The sequence below is a fragment of the Bradyrhizobium sp. SZCCT0148 genome (assembly GCF_018129985.1).
GTDB lineage: Bacteria > Pseudomonadota > Alphaproteobacteria > Rhizobiales > Xanthobacteraceae > Bradyrhizobium > Bradyrhizobium japonicum_H.
The window spans coordinates 1,556,019-1,570,130 of sequence record NZ_JAFCKT010000001.1 but is presented as its reverse complement, the minus strand read 5'-3'; the positions used below and the strand labels follow the sequence as shown (position 1 = coordinate 1,570,130).

The following is a 14,112-nucleotide window of genomic DNA, read 5'->3' as shown; positions in this document are numbered from 1 at the left end:
CGTATAAGATTATGATCATCATATGATGCGCCGCAAAAAATGCAACCGCGCCAGGGATGAGAAATTGTCGTGGGTGGGATGAGATTTGCTCGTCGATCGGAGGAAGCGGCTCTATCGCTTCCGGTTCACGAACGCGCCCATCAGCCGGGTTGGCTCGTCCGTCAGGAACGACTCGCCGAACACCTTCACGCTCAGATTCACCGACTCCGTCAGCGGCAGTTCCTCCCACTGCCGCAGCAGGGCCTTCTGCGAGCGCAGCGCTTCGGGGCCGCAGTCGAGCAGCGTGCTCACCAGATGCTCGACGGCGGCGTCCAGTTCGCCCGGCGGGGCGACCTTGTCGACCAGTCCCCAAGCCAGTGCCGTCGGTGCGTCGATGTTCTCGGCGGTCATCACCAGCCAGCGCGCACGGGCCCAGCCGATCAGGCGAGGCAAGAGCGCCGCGTGGATCACCGAGGGGATGCCGACGCGCACCTCGGGCATGCCGAAATGCGCATCATGCGCGGCGATCCGGAAGTCGCAGGCCGCCGCCACTTCGAGCCCGCCGCCGAGGCACCAGCCGGGCATGCGCGCGATCACGGGTGCCGGGAATTGGCGTACCGCCTCGCAGAGATCGCGCAGGCGAGTGATGAAGGCCTCGGCGGATCGTTGGTCGAGCCTGGCCATCTCCTTGATGTCGGCACCGCCGATCATGCTCTTCTCGCTCTGGCCGCGCAGTACCACGACGCGGATGCTGCGGTCGGATGCAAGCTGCTGCAGGCCTTCGCGCACGGCGTCGGTCACCGGCGAGCCGAGAATATTGAGCGGGCCGGCGTTGCAGATCGCGACTTGAACGACGCCGCGCGCATCGCGCGTCACGCCGCAGTGGGGGTTGAGCATTTCCATCGTGGCATCTCGAAGGTTTCGTGGACCGGCGCGAGGCGCGGCGGTCGGTGCCACTTGCGGGCCGAAAGGTCCTTGTTGTCAAGCGGGTGGGAGGCGAGTTGCAAGTGCGAAGTCCGTGGCATAGCATGATGCATATCATACAAAAGGCATCCCATGACTGACCCGGACCAATTCGATCTGTTTTCACCCGCGCAACGGCGTGAGCGCGTGGTGGACTGGCAGGTGCCGGCGCCCGTCGCCAAGGTGGCGATGGGCCTGTCGGGCATGGCCGCGATGCAGGGCATTCGCGATGGCCGGCTGCCGCCGCCGCCTTTTGCCAAACTGATCGGCTTCACCATGGCCGTTGTCGAGCCGGGCCGGATCGTCATGGAACTGGAACCGCGCGAGGATCTCGAAAATACCATCGGCCTCCTGCATGGGGCGACGGCGGCGGCACTGATCGACACCGCGATGGGTTGCGCGATCTCGACCCGGCTGGAAGCGGGGCAAAGCTCTGTGACGCTCGACCTGAAAATGACCTTCCTGCGTCCGCTCTCGGTTCGCTCGGGCCTGATCTCGGCCGAAGGCAAGGTGGTCAAGCTCGGACGGCAGACCAGCTACACCGAAGGCTTCGTCCGGGACGGCAAGGGAAGCCTGGCGGTGCATGCAACTGCAACGTTTTCCATGATCGGAAGCAACTTAACATGAATTAATGCACCCGTGGCGTCATTTGCGTGCTATGAGATGACCCTCGACATTCAATGAGAACTGCATGCGCTACTCTCCGGAACACAAGCAGGAAACCCACGACCGCATCGTCAGGAAGGCCTCGGTGCGGCTGCGCGAAAAGGGCGCCCACGGCATTGGCGTCGCCGACCTCATGAAGGAGGCGGGCCTGACCCATGGTGGCTTCTACGCGCATTTCGATTCCCGCGAGGCGCTGGTCATCGAGGCGTTCGGGTATGCGATGGACCGCTCGATGGAGCACTGGCGCAAGCTCACGGAAGAGGTTTCGCCGGACAAGCGGCTGGCGATGATCGCGGACGCCTACTTGTCGACACTTCATCGCGACAATCCCGGCCACGGCTGCTCGATTCCTGCGCTTGGTGCCGAGATCGCCCGCGAGAGCCCGAAGGCGCGAAAGGCATTTGCCGGCAAGCTCGACGAGATGATCGAGCTGCTGGCCGACAACATCCCGAACGTGCCGCGCAAGGCCGCGCGCAAGCAGGCAGTTGCGACATTGGCGACGATGGCCGGCACCATGCTGCTGGCGCGCATCGCCGGGTCGAGCGAGCTCTCCGACGAGGTGTTGAAGGTGGGCCGGGACAGCGCGCTGGATGGCGTGAAGCGCGAGCCGGTTAAGGCCGCAGCAAAAAAGCCAAAGCAGGGCTAGCTCCCGTAGGGTGGGTAAAGGCGCGGTGGCGCCGTGACCACCCTCTCTCCGCGATGTCGGTTGCATGGTGGGCACGCTTCGTTTTGCCTACCCTACGAAACGGAACTCACGGCCCCGCAAACAGCGCCCGTTCGCGCTCGACGATCTCGCTGACGTAGTCCGCCACCGCCCTGATCCGCGCGAGATCCTTGCTGTCTGCGTGCATCAGCATCCAGAACGTGCGCGTGATCGAGATGTCGTCCGGCAGCACCGGAACGAGTTGAGGATAATCGCTCGCCATGAAGTGCGGCAGCACCGCGATGCCGAAGCCCGAGAGTGTCGCGTTGAGCTGCGCGATCAGATTGGCGCTGCGGAAGCGGGCTGAGATCCGCGGCGAGACCTGCGGCAGATAATCGAGCTCCGGCGTGAACAGCAGCTCCTCGATGTAGCCGACGAAGCGGTGCTGCGGCAGGTCCTGACGCGAGGCAATTCTCGGGAAACGCTCCAGGTAGGCGGGGGCGGCGTAGAGGCCGAGACGGTAATCGAGCAGCTTGCGGCCGACGATGCGGCCTTCCTTCGGCATGGTCAGGCTGATGGCGATATCGGCCTCGCGCTTGGAGAGGCTGAACAGCCGCGCGGTGGCCACCAGTTGCAGATCGAGATCGGGATACCGGTCGGCGAAGGGCGCCAGCCGTGGCGCCAGGAAAGCGGTGCCGAACCCGTCGGGCGCTCCGATCCGCACCGTCCCGGTCAGCCGCGCCACCGAGCCGCCGACCTGCTCCTGGTTGGCGACGATGGTCGATTCCATCGCCTCGGCGCTATCGGCAACGCGCTGGCCGGCCTCGGTGAGGAGGTAGCCGGTCTTGCGCCGGTCGAATAGCTTGGCCGAGAGGTGCTTTTCCAGCCGGTCGACGCGGCGGATCACCGTGGCGTGGTCGACTCCGAGCTGTTTCGCCGCAGCCGAGACCGAGCCGCCCCGCACGATGGCCAGCACAAAGCGAAAGTCGTCCCAATCGATAGCGCCTTGATCCAGCATTTTCGCACATCTATGGTGCATTATCTCGGACTTGAATCCTATAAAATGCAGGTCGATAGGATTTGTCAAAGCGGACCAGGCCTTAAGGAGAGCATTCCATGCGTTCAGTCGGACATTTCATCGGGGGCAAGGAGGTCAAAGGCACCTCGGGCCGCACTGCCGACGTTTTCGAGCCGATGACTGGTGACGTCCAAGCCAAGGTGGCGCTGGCGTCGAAGGCCGAAGTCCGCGCCGCCGTCGAGAACGCGCGCGCCGCACAGCCGGAATGGGCAGCCACCAACCCGCAGCGCCGCGCCCGCGTCATGATGAAGTTCGTCGAGCTGGTTCAGCGCGATTATGACAAGCTCGCCGAGTTGCTCGCCCGCGAGCACGGCAAGACCGTTCCGGACGCCAAGGGCGACATCCAGCGCGGCCTCGAGGTCGCCGAGTTCGCCTGCGGCATTCCGCATCTGATGAAGGGCGAATACACCGAGGGCGCCGGCCCCGGCATCGACATCTATTCGATGCGCCAGGCGCTTGGCGTCGTCGCCGGCATCACGCCGTTCAACTTCCCGGCAATGATCCCGATGTGGAAGTTTGCGCCGGCGATCGCCTGCGGCAACGCTTTCATCCTCAAGCCGTCCGAGCGCGATCCGGGCGTGCCGATGCTGCTCGCCGAACTGATGATGGAAGCGGGCCTGCCGGCCGGCATCCTCAACGTCGTCAACGGCGACAAGGAGGCGGTCGACGCCATCCTCGACGATCCCGATATCAAGGCCGTCGGCTTCGTCGGTTCGACGCCGATCGCGCAGTACATCTATGAACGTGCCGCCCAGACCGGCAAGCGCTGCCAGTGCTTTGGCGGCGCCAAGAACCACGCCATCATCATGCCGGACGCCGACATGGACCAGGCCGTGGATGCGCTGATCGGCGCGGGTTATGGCTCGGCCGGCGAGCGCTGCATGGCCGTCTCCGTGGCGGTCCCCGTCGGCAAGTCCACCGCCGACCGTCTGATGGAGAAGCTGATCCCGCGCGTCGAGAGCCTCAAGATCGGCACCTCGATCGATCCATCCGCCGATTACGGCCCGCTGGTGACGCGTGAGGCGGTCGAGAAGGTCAAGGGCTACATCGACATCGGCATCAAGGAAGGCGCCACGCTCGCCGTCGACGGTCGAGGCTTCAAGATGCAGGGTTACGAGAACGGCTTCTATCTCGGCGGCTCGCTGTTCGACAACGTCACCAAGGACATGCGGATCTACAAGGAAGAGATCTTCGGCCCGGTGCTTTCGGTCGTGCGCGCGCACGACTACAAGGAAGCGCTGGCGCTGCCGTCCGAGCATGACTACGGCAACGGCGTTGCCATCTTCACCCGCGACGGCGATGCCGCTCGCGACTTCGCGGCCAAGGTCAATGTCGGCATGGTCGGCATCAACGTGCCGATCCCGGTGCCGATCGCCTATTACACGTTCGGCGGCTGGAAGAAGTCGGGCTTCGGTGACCTCAACCAGCACGGCCCGGATTCAGTCCGCTTCTACACCAAGACCAAGACGGTGACCTCGCGCTGGCCGTCCGGCGTCAAGGAAGGCGCGGAGTTCTCGATCCCGCTGATGAAGTAAACTCCCTCAGCCGTCATTGCGAGGAGCTCTTGCGACGAAACAATCCAGGGCCTTTCCGCGGAGACAGTCTCGATTGCTTCGCTGCGCTCGCAATGACGGAAATAAGGTAAGCGGCAGCATGCAATTCGCTCTGAACGAGGATCAGATCGCAATTCGCGACATGGCGCTGGCGTTTGCGGCCGAGAAGATCGCGCCGCATGCGCTGCGCTGGGACGAGGAGAAGCATTTCCCCGTCGACGTGATGCGCGAGGCGGCGACGCTCGGCATGGGCGGCATCTACATCCGCGAGGATGTCGGGGGATCCGCGATGACGCGGTTCGACGCGGCGCTGATCTTCGAGGCGCTGGCGACGGGCTGTCCGACCACCTCGGCCTTCATCTCTATCCACAACATGGCGAGCTGGATGATCGATGCCTTCGGCAGCGACACCCAGCGCCACACATGGCTTCCGAAGCTCTGCACCATGGAGCTGATCGCGAGCTATTGCCTGACCGAGCCGGGTGCGGGCTCCGATGCGGCCGCATTGCGCACCCGCGCGGTGCAGGATGGCGAGCATTACGTGCTCAACGGCCAAAAGCAGTTCATCTCTGGTGCCGGTGGCACTGATCTCCTGGTCGCGATGGTGCGCACCGGCGGCGATGGTCCCGGCGGCATCTCGACGCTCGTCATCGACGGCAAGACGCCGGGCGTCTCCTTCGGCGCCAATGAGCGCAAGATGGGCTGGAACGCGCAGCCGACCCGCGCTGTGATGTTTGAGAACGCCCGTGTGCCGGTCGCCAATCGCCTCAGCGAGGAGGGCGTCGGCTTCAAGATCGCGATGGCCGGTCTCGACGGCGGCCGGCTCAACATCACGGCGTGCTCGCTGGGTGGTGCGCAGACCGCACTCGACAAGGCGCGCGCCTACATGAAGGAGCGCAAGGCCTTCGGAAAGCGCCTCGACGAATTCCAGGCGCTGCAATTCCGCCTCGCCGACATGGCGATCGAGCTCGAGGCTGCGCGCACGTTTCTGTGGCGGGCGGCCGCGGCGCTGGACCGGAAAGACCCCGACGCCACCATGCTGTGTGCGATGGCCAAGCGCTTCGGCACCGACGTCGGCTTCGAGGTCGCCAACCAGGCGCTGCAGCTCCACGGCGGCTACGGGTACTTGAGCGAATACGGCATCGAGAAGATCGTGCGCGATCTGCGCGTGCACCAGATTCTCGAAGGCACCAATGAGATCATGCGGCTGATCGTGGCGCGCAAGCTGATCGAGGGCGCGCGATGAATTCGGTGGAAGAGGGCGATCTCATCGTTCGCCGTGAGGGCGCGGCGGGCGTGATCCGCCTCAACCGGCCCAAGGCGATCAACGCCATGACCCTGGAGATGTCCGAGGGTATCGACGCTGCGCTCGACCGCTTCGAGACTGATCCGGACGTTGCGCTGATCATTCTGGAAGGCGCGGGCGAGCGCGGCCTCTGTGCCGGCGGTGACATTCGCGGCCTTTGGGAGAGCTCGCGCGAAGGCGGCGATCTCGGCGCGCGGTTCTGGCGTCAGGAATACGTCATGAACGCGCGGATCGCGAAGTATCCGAAGCCCTATGTCGCGTTCATGGACGGCCTCGTGATGGGCGGCGGCGTCGGTCTCTCGGGCCATGCCAGCCATCGTGTGGCCACCGATCGTACCAAGCTCGCGATGCCCGAGGTCGGGCTCGGATTCTTCCCCGACGTCGGCGGCACGTGGCTGTTGTCGCGCTCGCCCGGTGAGATCGGCACTTATTTCGGCCTGACCGGCCAGACCATGAACGGCCCCGATGCGATCCACGCCAGGTTTGCCGATGCGGTGGTGCCGGCGGCGAAGTGGCCGGAGCTGCGCGAGGCGCTGACCAATGCCGGAAGAGATGCCACGGCCGCGGATATCACCAGGCTCATCGACGGCTTCGCGACTGGTGAGACCGCGGGTCCCGTGGCCGCGAAGGAGCCGCTCATCGACGCATTGTTCGGCTTCGATCGTATGGAAGACATCTTTGCCGCGCTGAAACGTGACGGCTCGGAGTTCGCCTTGGCGACCCTGAAGACGCTCAACGAAAAATCGCCGCGCGGCATGGTGGTGACGCTGAAACTGCTGCGGCTCGCGCGCACCGCGTCGAGCCTGGAGGAGTGCCTGGTGCGGGAATATCGCGCTGCGCTCGAAGTGTTCCGCAGCGACGATTTCCGCGAGGGCGTGCGAGCCGCCGTGATCGACAAGGATCGCAACCCGGTCTGGTCGCCGCCGCGGATCGAGGATGTGACGCCAGAGATGCTTGCGCCGTATCTCGCCGGGATCGGTGCCGACGAGCTGAAGTTCAACTAAGCAACGAATTGAAGCGGAGGAAACGACAATGGCCACGATCGCATTCATCGGTCTCGGCAACATGGGCGGCCCGATGGCCGCCAACCTGGTCAAGGCGGGCCACAAGGTAGTGGCGTTCGATCTTGTCGAAGCCTCGCGCAATCAAGCCAAGGCCGATGGCGCCGGCGTTGCCGACAGTGCCGCGAGCGCGGTGAAGGGCGCCGATGTCGTCGTCACCATGTTGCCCGCAGGCAAGCACGTGCTCGGCGTCTGGAACGAAATCCTTCCTGCGATGACCAAGGGCGCACTGGTCATCGACAGCTCAACCATCGACGTGGAGAGCGCGAGGGCCGCGCATGCGCTCGCCGCCAAGCACGGCGTGCTGTCGGTGGATGCGCCGGTCTCCGGCGGCACCGGTGGCGCCAAGGGCGCAACGCTCACCTTCATGTGCGGTGGCGAGGAGAACGCATTCGCGGCGGCCAAGCCGGTGCTGGAGAACATGGGCAAGAAGATCGTGCATTGCGGCGGCGCCGGCGCGGGGCAGGCGGCCAAGATCTGCAACAACATGATCCTCGGCGTTTCCATGATTGCGGTGAGCGAGGCGTTTGCACTGGCTGAGAAGCTCGGGCTCTCGCACCAGGCCCTGTTCGACGTCGCCTCGACCTCGTCGGGGCAGTGCTGGTCGCTGACGACCTATTGCCCGGTGCCGGGCCCGGTGCCGACTTCGCCCGCCAACAACGACTACAAGCCGGGGTTTGCTTCCGCGCTGATGGTGAAGGATCTGACGCTGGCGCAGGACGCCGCCAAGGCCGCGGGCGCGGCGACCCCGCTCGGCAAGCATGCGCAGGAGATCTATCAGTCTTTCGACGCAGCCGGTCAGGGCGGGGTGGATTTTTCCGGAATTATCAAGCACGTTCGCAGCCTCGCTGGGCAATAGCGAGGCTTCGTGGCCCGGATGGCGCGAAGCGAAATCCGGGATGGCTCCATCTGGGGCCAGCCGCGCCGGATTGCGCTTCGCTCCAACCGGGCTACGCTCGAACATCAATTCGACGGGCCCGGAACATGACGACATTTCAGGACGCGCGCGCGTTTCTGCTCAAGCACCGCACCGATTACGATGCCGCGGTCAAAGGATTCCGCTGGCCGGACCCTGTTCCCTTCAACTGGGCGCTTGACTGGTTCGACGAGCTGGCGATGGACGCCGAAGCCAAGGACCGGCCGGCACTCTGGATCGTCGACGCCGCGCAGGATCGCCAGACGAAACTGTCCTTTGCAGCGCTCTCGAAGCGCTCGAACCAGGTCGCGAATTTCCTGCGTGCGCAGGGCCTGAAACGCGGCGATCATCTCCTGCTGCTGCTCGGCAATGTGGTTCCGCTGTGGGAGACGATGCTGGCGGCGATGAAGCTCGGCGTCGTCGTGATTCCCGCGACCACGCTGCTCACCGCCGATGAGCTGCGCGACCGGCTCGATCGCGGCAAGGCGAAGGCGGTGGTGGCGGCCGAGGATCAGGTCGCGAAATTTGCAAGCCTGGGCGCGGAGAACATCGTCCGCATCGTGGTCGGCCCGGCCCATGACGGATGGCTCTCCTACGATGAGGCCGCAAAGGCCTCCGAGGGATTTACCGCCGACGGCTCGACCCATGCCGACGATCCGATGCTGCTTTATTTCACCTCGGGCACGACAGCAAAACCAAAACTCGTCCGGCACAGCCAGCGCAGCTATCCCGTCGGTCATCTCTCGACCATGTACTGGATTGGGCTAAAACCCGGCGACGTCCATCTCAACATCTCCTCGCCCGGCTGGGCCAAGCATGCCTGGAGTTGTTTTTTCGCGCCGTGGAATGCGGGCGCCACCGTGTTCGTGGTCAACCAGCCGCGCTTCGATGCGAAGGGCCTGCTCGCCACCATCGGCCGTTGCGGCGTCACCACGCTGTGCGCGCCGCCGACCGTGTGGCGGCTGTTCATCCAGGAGAACTTGGCATCCTTCAAAGTGGCGCTGCGCGAGGTCTGCGGCGCTGGCGAGCCTCTGAACCCTGAAGTGATCGACCAGGTCCGGGCGGCCTGGGGCCTCACCATCCGCGACGGCTATGGTCAGACCGAAACCACGGCACTGGCCGGCAACTCGCCGGGCCAAAAGATCAAGGTCGGCTCGATGGGCCGGCCGCTGCCGGGCTATCGCGTCCAGATCAGCGACGCCGACGGCAACAAGGCCAGGGAAGGCGAGGTCGCGCTGGTGCTCGGCACCGAGCGGCCCGCCGGCCTGATGCAGGGCTATCAGGGCGACGACGGCAAGCTCTCCGGCGCCGAGGGCGAGCTCTATCGCAGCGGCGATGTCGTGTTCGAGGACGACGAGGGCTATCTTACCTTTGTCGGCCGCTCCGACGACGTGTTCAAATCGTCGGATTACCGCATCAGCCCGTTCGAGCTGGAAAGCGTTCTGCTCGAACACGAACTGGTTGCGGAAGCCGCAGTGGTGCCGAGCCCCGATCCGATCAGGCTCGCGATCCCCAAGGCGTTCGTGCTGCTGACCTCCGGCGCGGAGCGGACGCCGGAGACCGCGCTGTCGATCTTCAAACATCTGCATGCGCGGCTTGCGCCCTTCAAACGCATCCGCCGCCTCGAGATCGTCACCGAACTGCCGAAGACGATCTCAGGAAAGATCCGGCGCGTTCAACTGCGGCGGCTCGAGCGCGACGGCGACCGCGAGGATCCCCTGCGCGGCCGCGAATTCCGGGAAGAGGATTTTTCGGAGCTGGTGAAAACCAGGGGCGACACATAAGTGGACGAAGCCCGGACGTCTTTGCTCTTGTCATTCAGGGGCGCGCGAAGCGCGAACCCGGAATCCATTTGGCAACAGACTCTACGGCAGGATGGATTCCGGGCTCGATGCTGCGCATCGCCCCGGAATGACTGAGGTTGGAGTGCTGAATGAACGAAATCTGGAAGAAGCCGCCGATCACGCTTCAGGCCTATCAGGCCATGGTCGGCAAGGAGATCGGCGTGTCGTCGTGGCACCTGATCGATCAGCCGCGCATCGACACCTATGCCGACGTGACCGAGGATCACCAATTCATCCACGTCGATCCCGAGAGGGCGAAGGAGACGGCGTTCGGCACCACCATCGCGCACGGCTTCCTGACGATGTCGATGCTGTCGGTCATGTCCTACGAAGTGATGCCGGCGATTGCGGGGACCACGATGGGCGTCAATTACGGCTTCGACAAGCTGCGCTTCATCTCGCCGGTCCGTTCGGGCAAGCGCGTCCGCGGCCGCTTCGTGCTGGCCGAAGCCAAGCTGCGCAAGCCCAACGAGTTGCAATCCCGCACCAATGTCACGGTGGAGATCGAAGGCGAGGACAAGCCGGCGCTGGTCGCGGACTGGCTCGGGTTGATCTATTTCGCCTGACGCAGGGGTCGTTGCCGGACTTGACCCGGCAATCCATCGCTGCTCAAAAGCTGACCAAATCTGCGCGGAGGACTTTCACCCTCTCCCCTTGTGGGAGAGGGTGGCTTCGCGGAACGCGAAGCCGGGTGAGGGGTCTCTCTCCGCCAGCGCATCTGTTGCGAGAGACCCCTCATCCGGCGCTTCGCGCCACCTTCTCCCACAGGAGGAGAAGGAAGAAGAGGCAGGAACTGCACAATGGCAATCAGGTTCGACGGACGCGTCGCCATCGTCACCGGCGCTGGCAATGGTCTCGGCAAGGCGCATGCGCTTGGGCTGGCCAGCCGCGGCGCAAAAGTCGTCGTCAACGATTTCGGCGGCGCGCGTGACGGCACCGGCGGTTCGCTGTCGCCGGCGGAGAGCGTGGTCGAGGAAATCTGCAAAGCCGGCGGCACCGCGATGGCCGACGGCGCCGACGTCTCGAATTTCGAGCAGGTCACCGCGATGGTCGAGCGCGCCACCAGGGAGTGGGGCAGCGTCGACATCATGTGCGCCAATGCCGGCATCCTGCGCGACAAGTCGTTCGGCAAAATGGAGGCCGCCGATTTCCAGAAGGTGCTCGACGTGCATCTGGTCGGCACCTTCTATTGCTGCAAGGCGGTCTGGGCCGGCATGCGCGACCGCAATTACGGACGCATCGTGCTGACGACGTCGTCCTCCGGCCTCTACGGCAATTTCGGCCAGGCCAATTACGGCGCGGCGAAGTCCGGCATGGTCGGCCTGATGAACGTGCTCGCCGAGGAAGGCCGCAAGAACAACATCCGCGTCAACATCATCTCGCCGACGGCGGCGACCCGCATGACCGAAGAGCTGCTGCCACCACAGGCGCTGCAACTGATGAAGCCGAACGCGATCACGCCCGCGGTCGAGTACATGCTGAGCGAGGATGCGCCGACCCGCACCATCATGGGCGCCGGTGCCGGCTCGTTCGCGGTGATCAAGATCCTGGAGAGCGAAGGCGTCAACCTGCCGGAGTCCGAATGGACGCCGGACGCGGTCGCCGCGCATTTCGAAGAGATCAGCGACATGTCGAAGGCGAGGGCGCTGACCGGCGCGTTCGAGCAGACGCAGAAATACGTGGCGCAAGCCGCGGCACGGGCGGGGATCAAGCTCTGACCGATGTCGCCGTCATCGGTGCCGGTCCCGCCGGGCTGATGGCGGCGGAGGTGCTGACGCGGGGCGGTGCCCGCGTCACCGTCTACGACGCGATGCCGTCCGCGGGCCGCAAATTCCTGATGGCGGGCCGGGGCGGGCTCAATCTTACCCACAGCGAGCAGCTTGCCGAATTCCTGGCGCGCTATCGCGAGGCGGCGCCCCGGCTGCAGGCGGCGATCGAAGCGTTTTCGCCGGACGCACTGCGCGCGTGGAGCGAAGCGCTGGGTGAGCCGACCTTCGTCGGCAGCAGCGGGCGGGTGTTTCCAAAAGCGTTCAAGGCCTCGCCCTTGCTGCGCGCCTGGTTGCGGCGGCTCGATGCGAGCGGCGTGCGGTTTGCGTTTCGCCATCGCTGGACCGGCTGGGACGGTGAGGGACGGCTGCTGTTTCAGGGCGTAGCGCCCGTGGTCGCCGATGCGACCGTGCTGGCGTTGGGTGGTGCAAGCTGGCCGCGGCTGGGGTCAGATGGCAGCTGGGCCGACATCCTCGCCGCGAAAGGTGTGGCCGTCTCAAAGCTGCGACCAGCCAATTCCGGCTTCACGGTTGCCTGGTCAAACGTGTTTCGAGATCGCTTCGAGGGCCAGCCGCTCAAGGGCGTGGCGCTGACGATTGGTGCGCACACGGTGCGCGGCGAAGCCATGATCACGCGCGGCGGTATCGAGGGCGGTGCGATCTACGCGCTGTCGGCGGAATTGCGCGAAGCGGTGCTGGGTCTCGGGCAGGCGACGCTGATGATCGCCTTGCGGCCCGATCTCGATGCCGCCGCCCTGACCACCCGGCTATCGGGCACGCGCGGCAAGCAATCGCTCGCGAACTTCCTGCGGAAGGCGGCGCAGCTGTCGCCGGTCGGCATCGGCCTGATGCAGGAGGCCGCGCTTGCATCCGGCCGGCCGCTGGCCGCGTTCTCGCCGGCCGAGCTTGCGCAGCTGGTGAACGCGATTCCGGTTCAGCTCACCGGCGTTGCTCCGATCGAGCGCGCGATCTCGACCGCGGGAGGGATCACTTTCGACGAACTCGACGAGCACTTCATGCTGCGCAAGCTGCCCGGCGTGTTCGTCGCGGGCGAGATGCTGGACTGGGAGGCGCCGACCGGCGGCTATCTGCTGCAGGCGTCGTTCGCGACGGGGGCTGCGGCAGGCAGCGGCGTGCTGCAGTGGTCGAAAACATCGTCATTGCGAGCGTAGCGAAGCAATCCAAAATCTTTCCGCAGAGGTAGTCTGAATTGCTTCGTCGCAAGAGCTCCTCGCAATGACGGCTCGAGAACTTCGTCTACCTAAGCTTCCCCCGCGCCGCCACCGGCAGCGTGCCGATGATCTCCTCGCCGCGGACCATCACCACTTCATCCATCATGTTGACGACGACGCAAACATGGTTGGGCACGATGCGGACGACGTCGCCGACATTGGGCCGCGTGTTGCTGCGGGAGAGATCGAGGAAGCCGTGCTCCTCGGCGAATTTCGCGATCTTGGCTTCGGGGTGCTCGAGGATCAGGCCGTGGCCGTCGAGGCCACCGGTATCCGTGGTCAGCGTCTTCGAGCCGGCGTCGAGAATGCCGCGCTCGGGTGCGGCGCGGCTCACCACGGTCGAATAGATGTGCAGCGCGCAGTCGTCCCATGAGGCGACGCCGGCCGCGACCTGCATGCGGTCGTTGTAGATGTAGGTGCCGAAGCGGTGCTCGGTGCCGCCATTGAGTTTGCCGATGTTCGTGAGGTTCGGCGTGCCGCCAGTCGAGACGATCTTGGCGTCCAGCCCGCGAGCACGCACGCCGGCCAGCGCCTCGTCGAGAAATTTCTGCGCATCGCCCCAGCCAGTCTCGGTCGGATACATCATGAAGCCGGCGAATTGCAGCCCCTCCGATGAGGCGATCTCGCGCGCCAGTGCGATCGCCTCTGCCGGCGTCTCGACGCCGGCGCGCTTGCGGCCGGTGTCGCATTCGACCACGACCGAGAGCGGACGGCCTGACGCCGCTGCAGCCTTGGGCAACCCGGCGACGACGGTGGAATTGTCGGCGGCGACCGTCATGCTGGCCTTGGCATTCAGCGCGCCGAGCCGCGCCATCTTTTCTTCGCCGAGAAGGTTGTAGCTGATCAGGATGTCGTCGATGCCGGCATTGGCCATGATCTCAGCCTCGCCGATCTTCTGGCAGGTGATGCCCTTGGCGCCGGCCGCGACCTGCATCTTCGCGAGCGTCGGGTTCTTGTGCGTCTTGATGTGGGGACGGTTGGCGATGCCGGCGTCATCGCAGGCCTTCTGGATCCGCGCGATGTTGCGCTCGACCCGATCCATGTCGATGACGGCGCAGGGCGTGCCGTATTCGCGGGCAATCTTGGCGGCGAGAGTGGTGGTCAT

At 65.1% G+C, this 14,112-nt stretch carries 13 protein-coding genes; 10 read left to right on the top strand and 3 right to left on the bottom strand.

Annotation, left to right across the window (positions count from 1 at the left end; translation table 11 throughout):
• Nucleotides 1-111: 111 nt before the first annotated feature.
• A complete protein-coding gene (locus JQ580_RS07630; RefSeq protein WP_212279029.1) occupies nucleotides 112-882 on the bottom strand; it encodes an enoyl-CoA hydratase in 771 nt (256 codons plus the stop codon).
• Between the two features lie 153 nt (nucleotides 883-1,035).
• Here JQ580_RS07630 and JQ580_RS07625 point away from each other — a divergent pair, with 153 nt between their 5' ends.
• Together JQ580_RS07625 and JQ580_RS07620 are read left to right on the top strand one after the other, a co-directional pair.
• Complete coding sequence (locus tag JQ580_RS07625; protein WP_212279028.1) at nucleotides 1,036-1,569, top strand: PaaI family thioesterase; 534 nt, start codon at nucleotides 1,036-1,038, stop codon at nucleotides 1,567-1,569.
• 64 nt (nucleotides 1,570-1,633) lie between these two features.
• Nucleotides 1,634-2,254 (top strand): TetR/AcrR family transcriptional regulator, encoded by a 621-nt coding sequence (locus JQ580_RS07620; protein WP_212279027.1) that lies wholly within the window; start codon nucleotides 1,634-1,636, stop codon nucleotides 2,252-2,254.
• Between the two features lie 106 nt (nucleotides 2,255-2,360).
• On the opposite strand, the gene JQ580_RS07615 is transcribed toward JQ580_RS07620, so the two are convergent.
• Nucleotides 2,361-3,269 carry a LysR family transcriptional regulator gene (locus JQ580_RS07615; RefSeq protein WP_212279026.1) on the bottom strand — a complete coding sequence of 303 codons (909 nt, stop codon included), beginning with the start codon at nucleotides 3,267-3,269 and terminating at the stop codon, nucleotides 2,361-2,363.
• A gap of 98 nt (nucleotides 3,270-3,367) precedes the next feature.
• Here JQ580_RS07615 and JQ580_RS07610 point away from each other — a divergent pair, with 98 nt between their 5' ends.
• From JQ580_RS07610 to JQ580_RS07575, 8 genes are all read left to right on the top strand, one after another.
• Entirely contained in the window at nucleotides 3,368-4,864 is a 1,497-nt protein-coding gene (locus tag JQ580_RS07610) for a CoA-acylating methylmalonate-semialdehyde dehydrogenase (protein ID WP_212279025.1), read from the top strand.
• A 118-nt stretch (nucleotides 4,865-4,982) separates the two neighbouring features.
• A complete protein-coding gene (locus JQ580_RS07605) occupies nucleotides 4,983-6,128 on the top strand; it encodes an isobutyryl-CoA dehydrogenase (RefSeq protein WP_212279024.1) in 1,146 nt (381 codons plus the stop codon).
• Complete coding sequence (locus JQ580_RS07600) at nucleotides 6,125-7,192, top strand: enoyl-CoA hydratase/isomerase family protein (RefSeq protein WP_212279023.1); 1,068 nt, start codon at nucleotides 6,125-6,127, stop codon at nucleotides 7,190-7,192. The genes JQ580_RS07605 and JQ580_RS07600 overlap by 4 nt, the downstream gene beginning before the upstream one ends.
• A gap of 7 nt (nucleotides 7,193-7,199) precedes the next feature.
• The gene (gene mmsB, locus JQ580_RS07595) at nucleotides 7,200-8,108 is read left to right on the top strand and encodes a 3-hydroxyisobutyrate dehydrogenase (protein ID WP_311982300.1); all 909 of its coding nucleotides are present in this window, start codon (nucleotides 7,200-7,202) and stop codon (nucleotides 8,106-8,108) included.
• A gap of 125 nt (nucleotides 8,109-8,233) precedes the next feature.
• Nucleotides 8,234-9,949, top strand: coding sequence for an AMP-binding protein (locus tag JQ580_RS07590; protein ID WP_212279021.1), 1,716 nt, complete (start codon nucleotides 8,234-8,236; stop codon nucleotides 9,947-9,949).
• A 149-nt stretch (nucleotides 9,950-10,098) separates the two neighbouring features.
• Complete coding sequence (locus JQ580_RS07585; RefSeq protein ID WP_212279020.1) at nucleotides 10,099-10,575, top strand: MaoC family dehydratase; 477 nt, start codon at nucleotides 10,099-10,101, stop codon at nucleotides 10,573-10,575.
• Nucleotides 10,576-10,809: 234 nt separating this feature from the next.
• Nucleotides 10,810-11,727 (top strand): SDR family NAD(P)-dependent oxidoreductase, encoded by a 918-nt coding sequence (locus tag JQ580_RS07580; protein ID WP_212279019.1) that lies wholly within the window; start codon nucleotides 10,810-10,812, stop codon nucleotides 11,725-11,727.
• Nucleotides 11,724-12,947, top strand: coding sequence for a BaiN/RdsA family NAD(P)/FAD-dependent oxidoreductase (locus tag JQ580_RS07575; protein ID WP_212279256.1), 1,224 nt, complete (start codon nucleotides 11,724-11,726; stop codon nucleotides 12,945-12,947). Before JQ580_RS07580 ends, JQ580_RS07575 begins: the two co-directional genes overlap by 4 nt.
• 85 nt (nucleotides 12,948-13,032) lie before the next feature.
• On the opposite strand, the gene JQ580_RS07570 is transcribed toward JQ580_RS07575, so the two are convergent.
• Nucleotides 13,033-14,112 carry a D-TA family PLP-dependent enzyme gene (locus tag JQ580_RS07570; protein WP_212279018.1) on the bottom strand — a complete coding sequence of 360 codons (1,080 nt, stop codon included), beginning with the start codon at nucleotides 14,110-14,112 and terminating at the stop codon, nucleotides 13,033-13,035.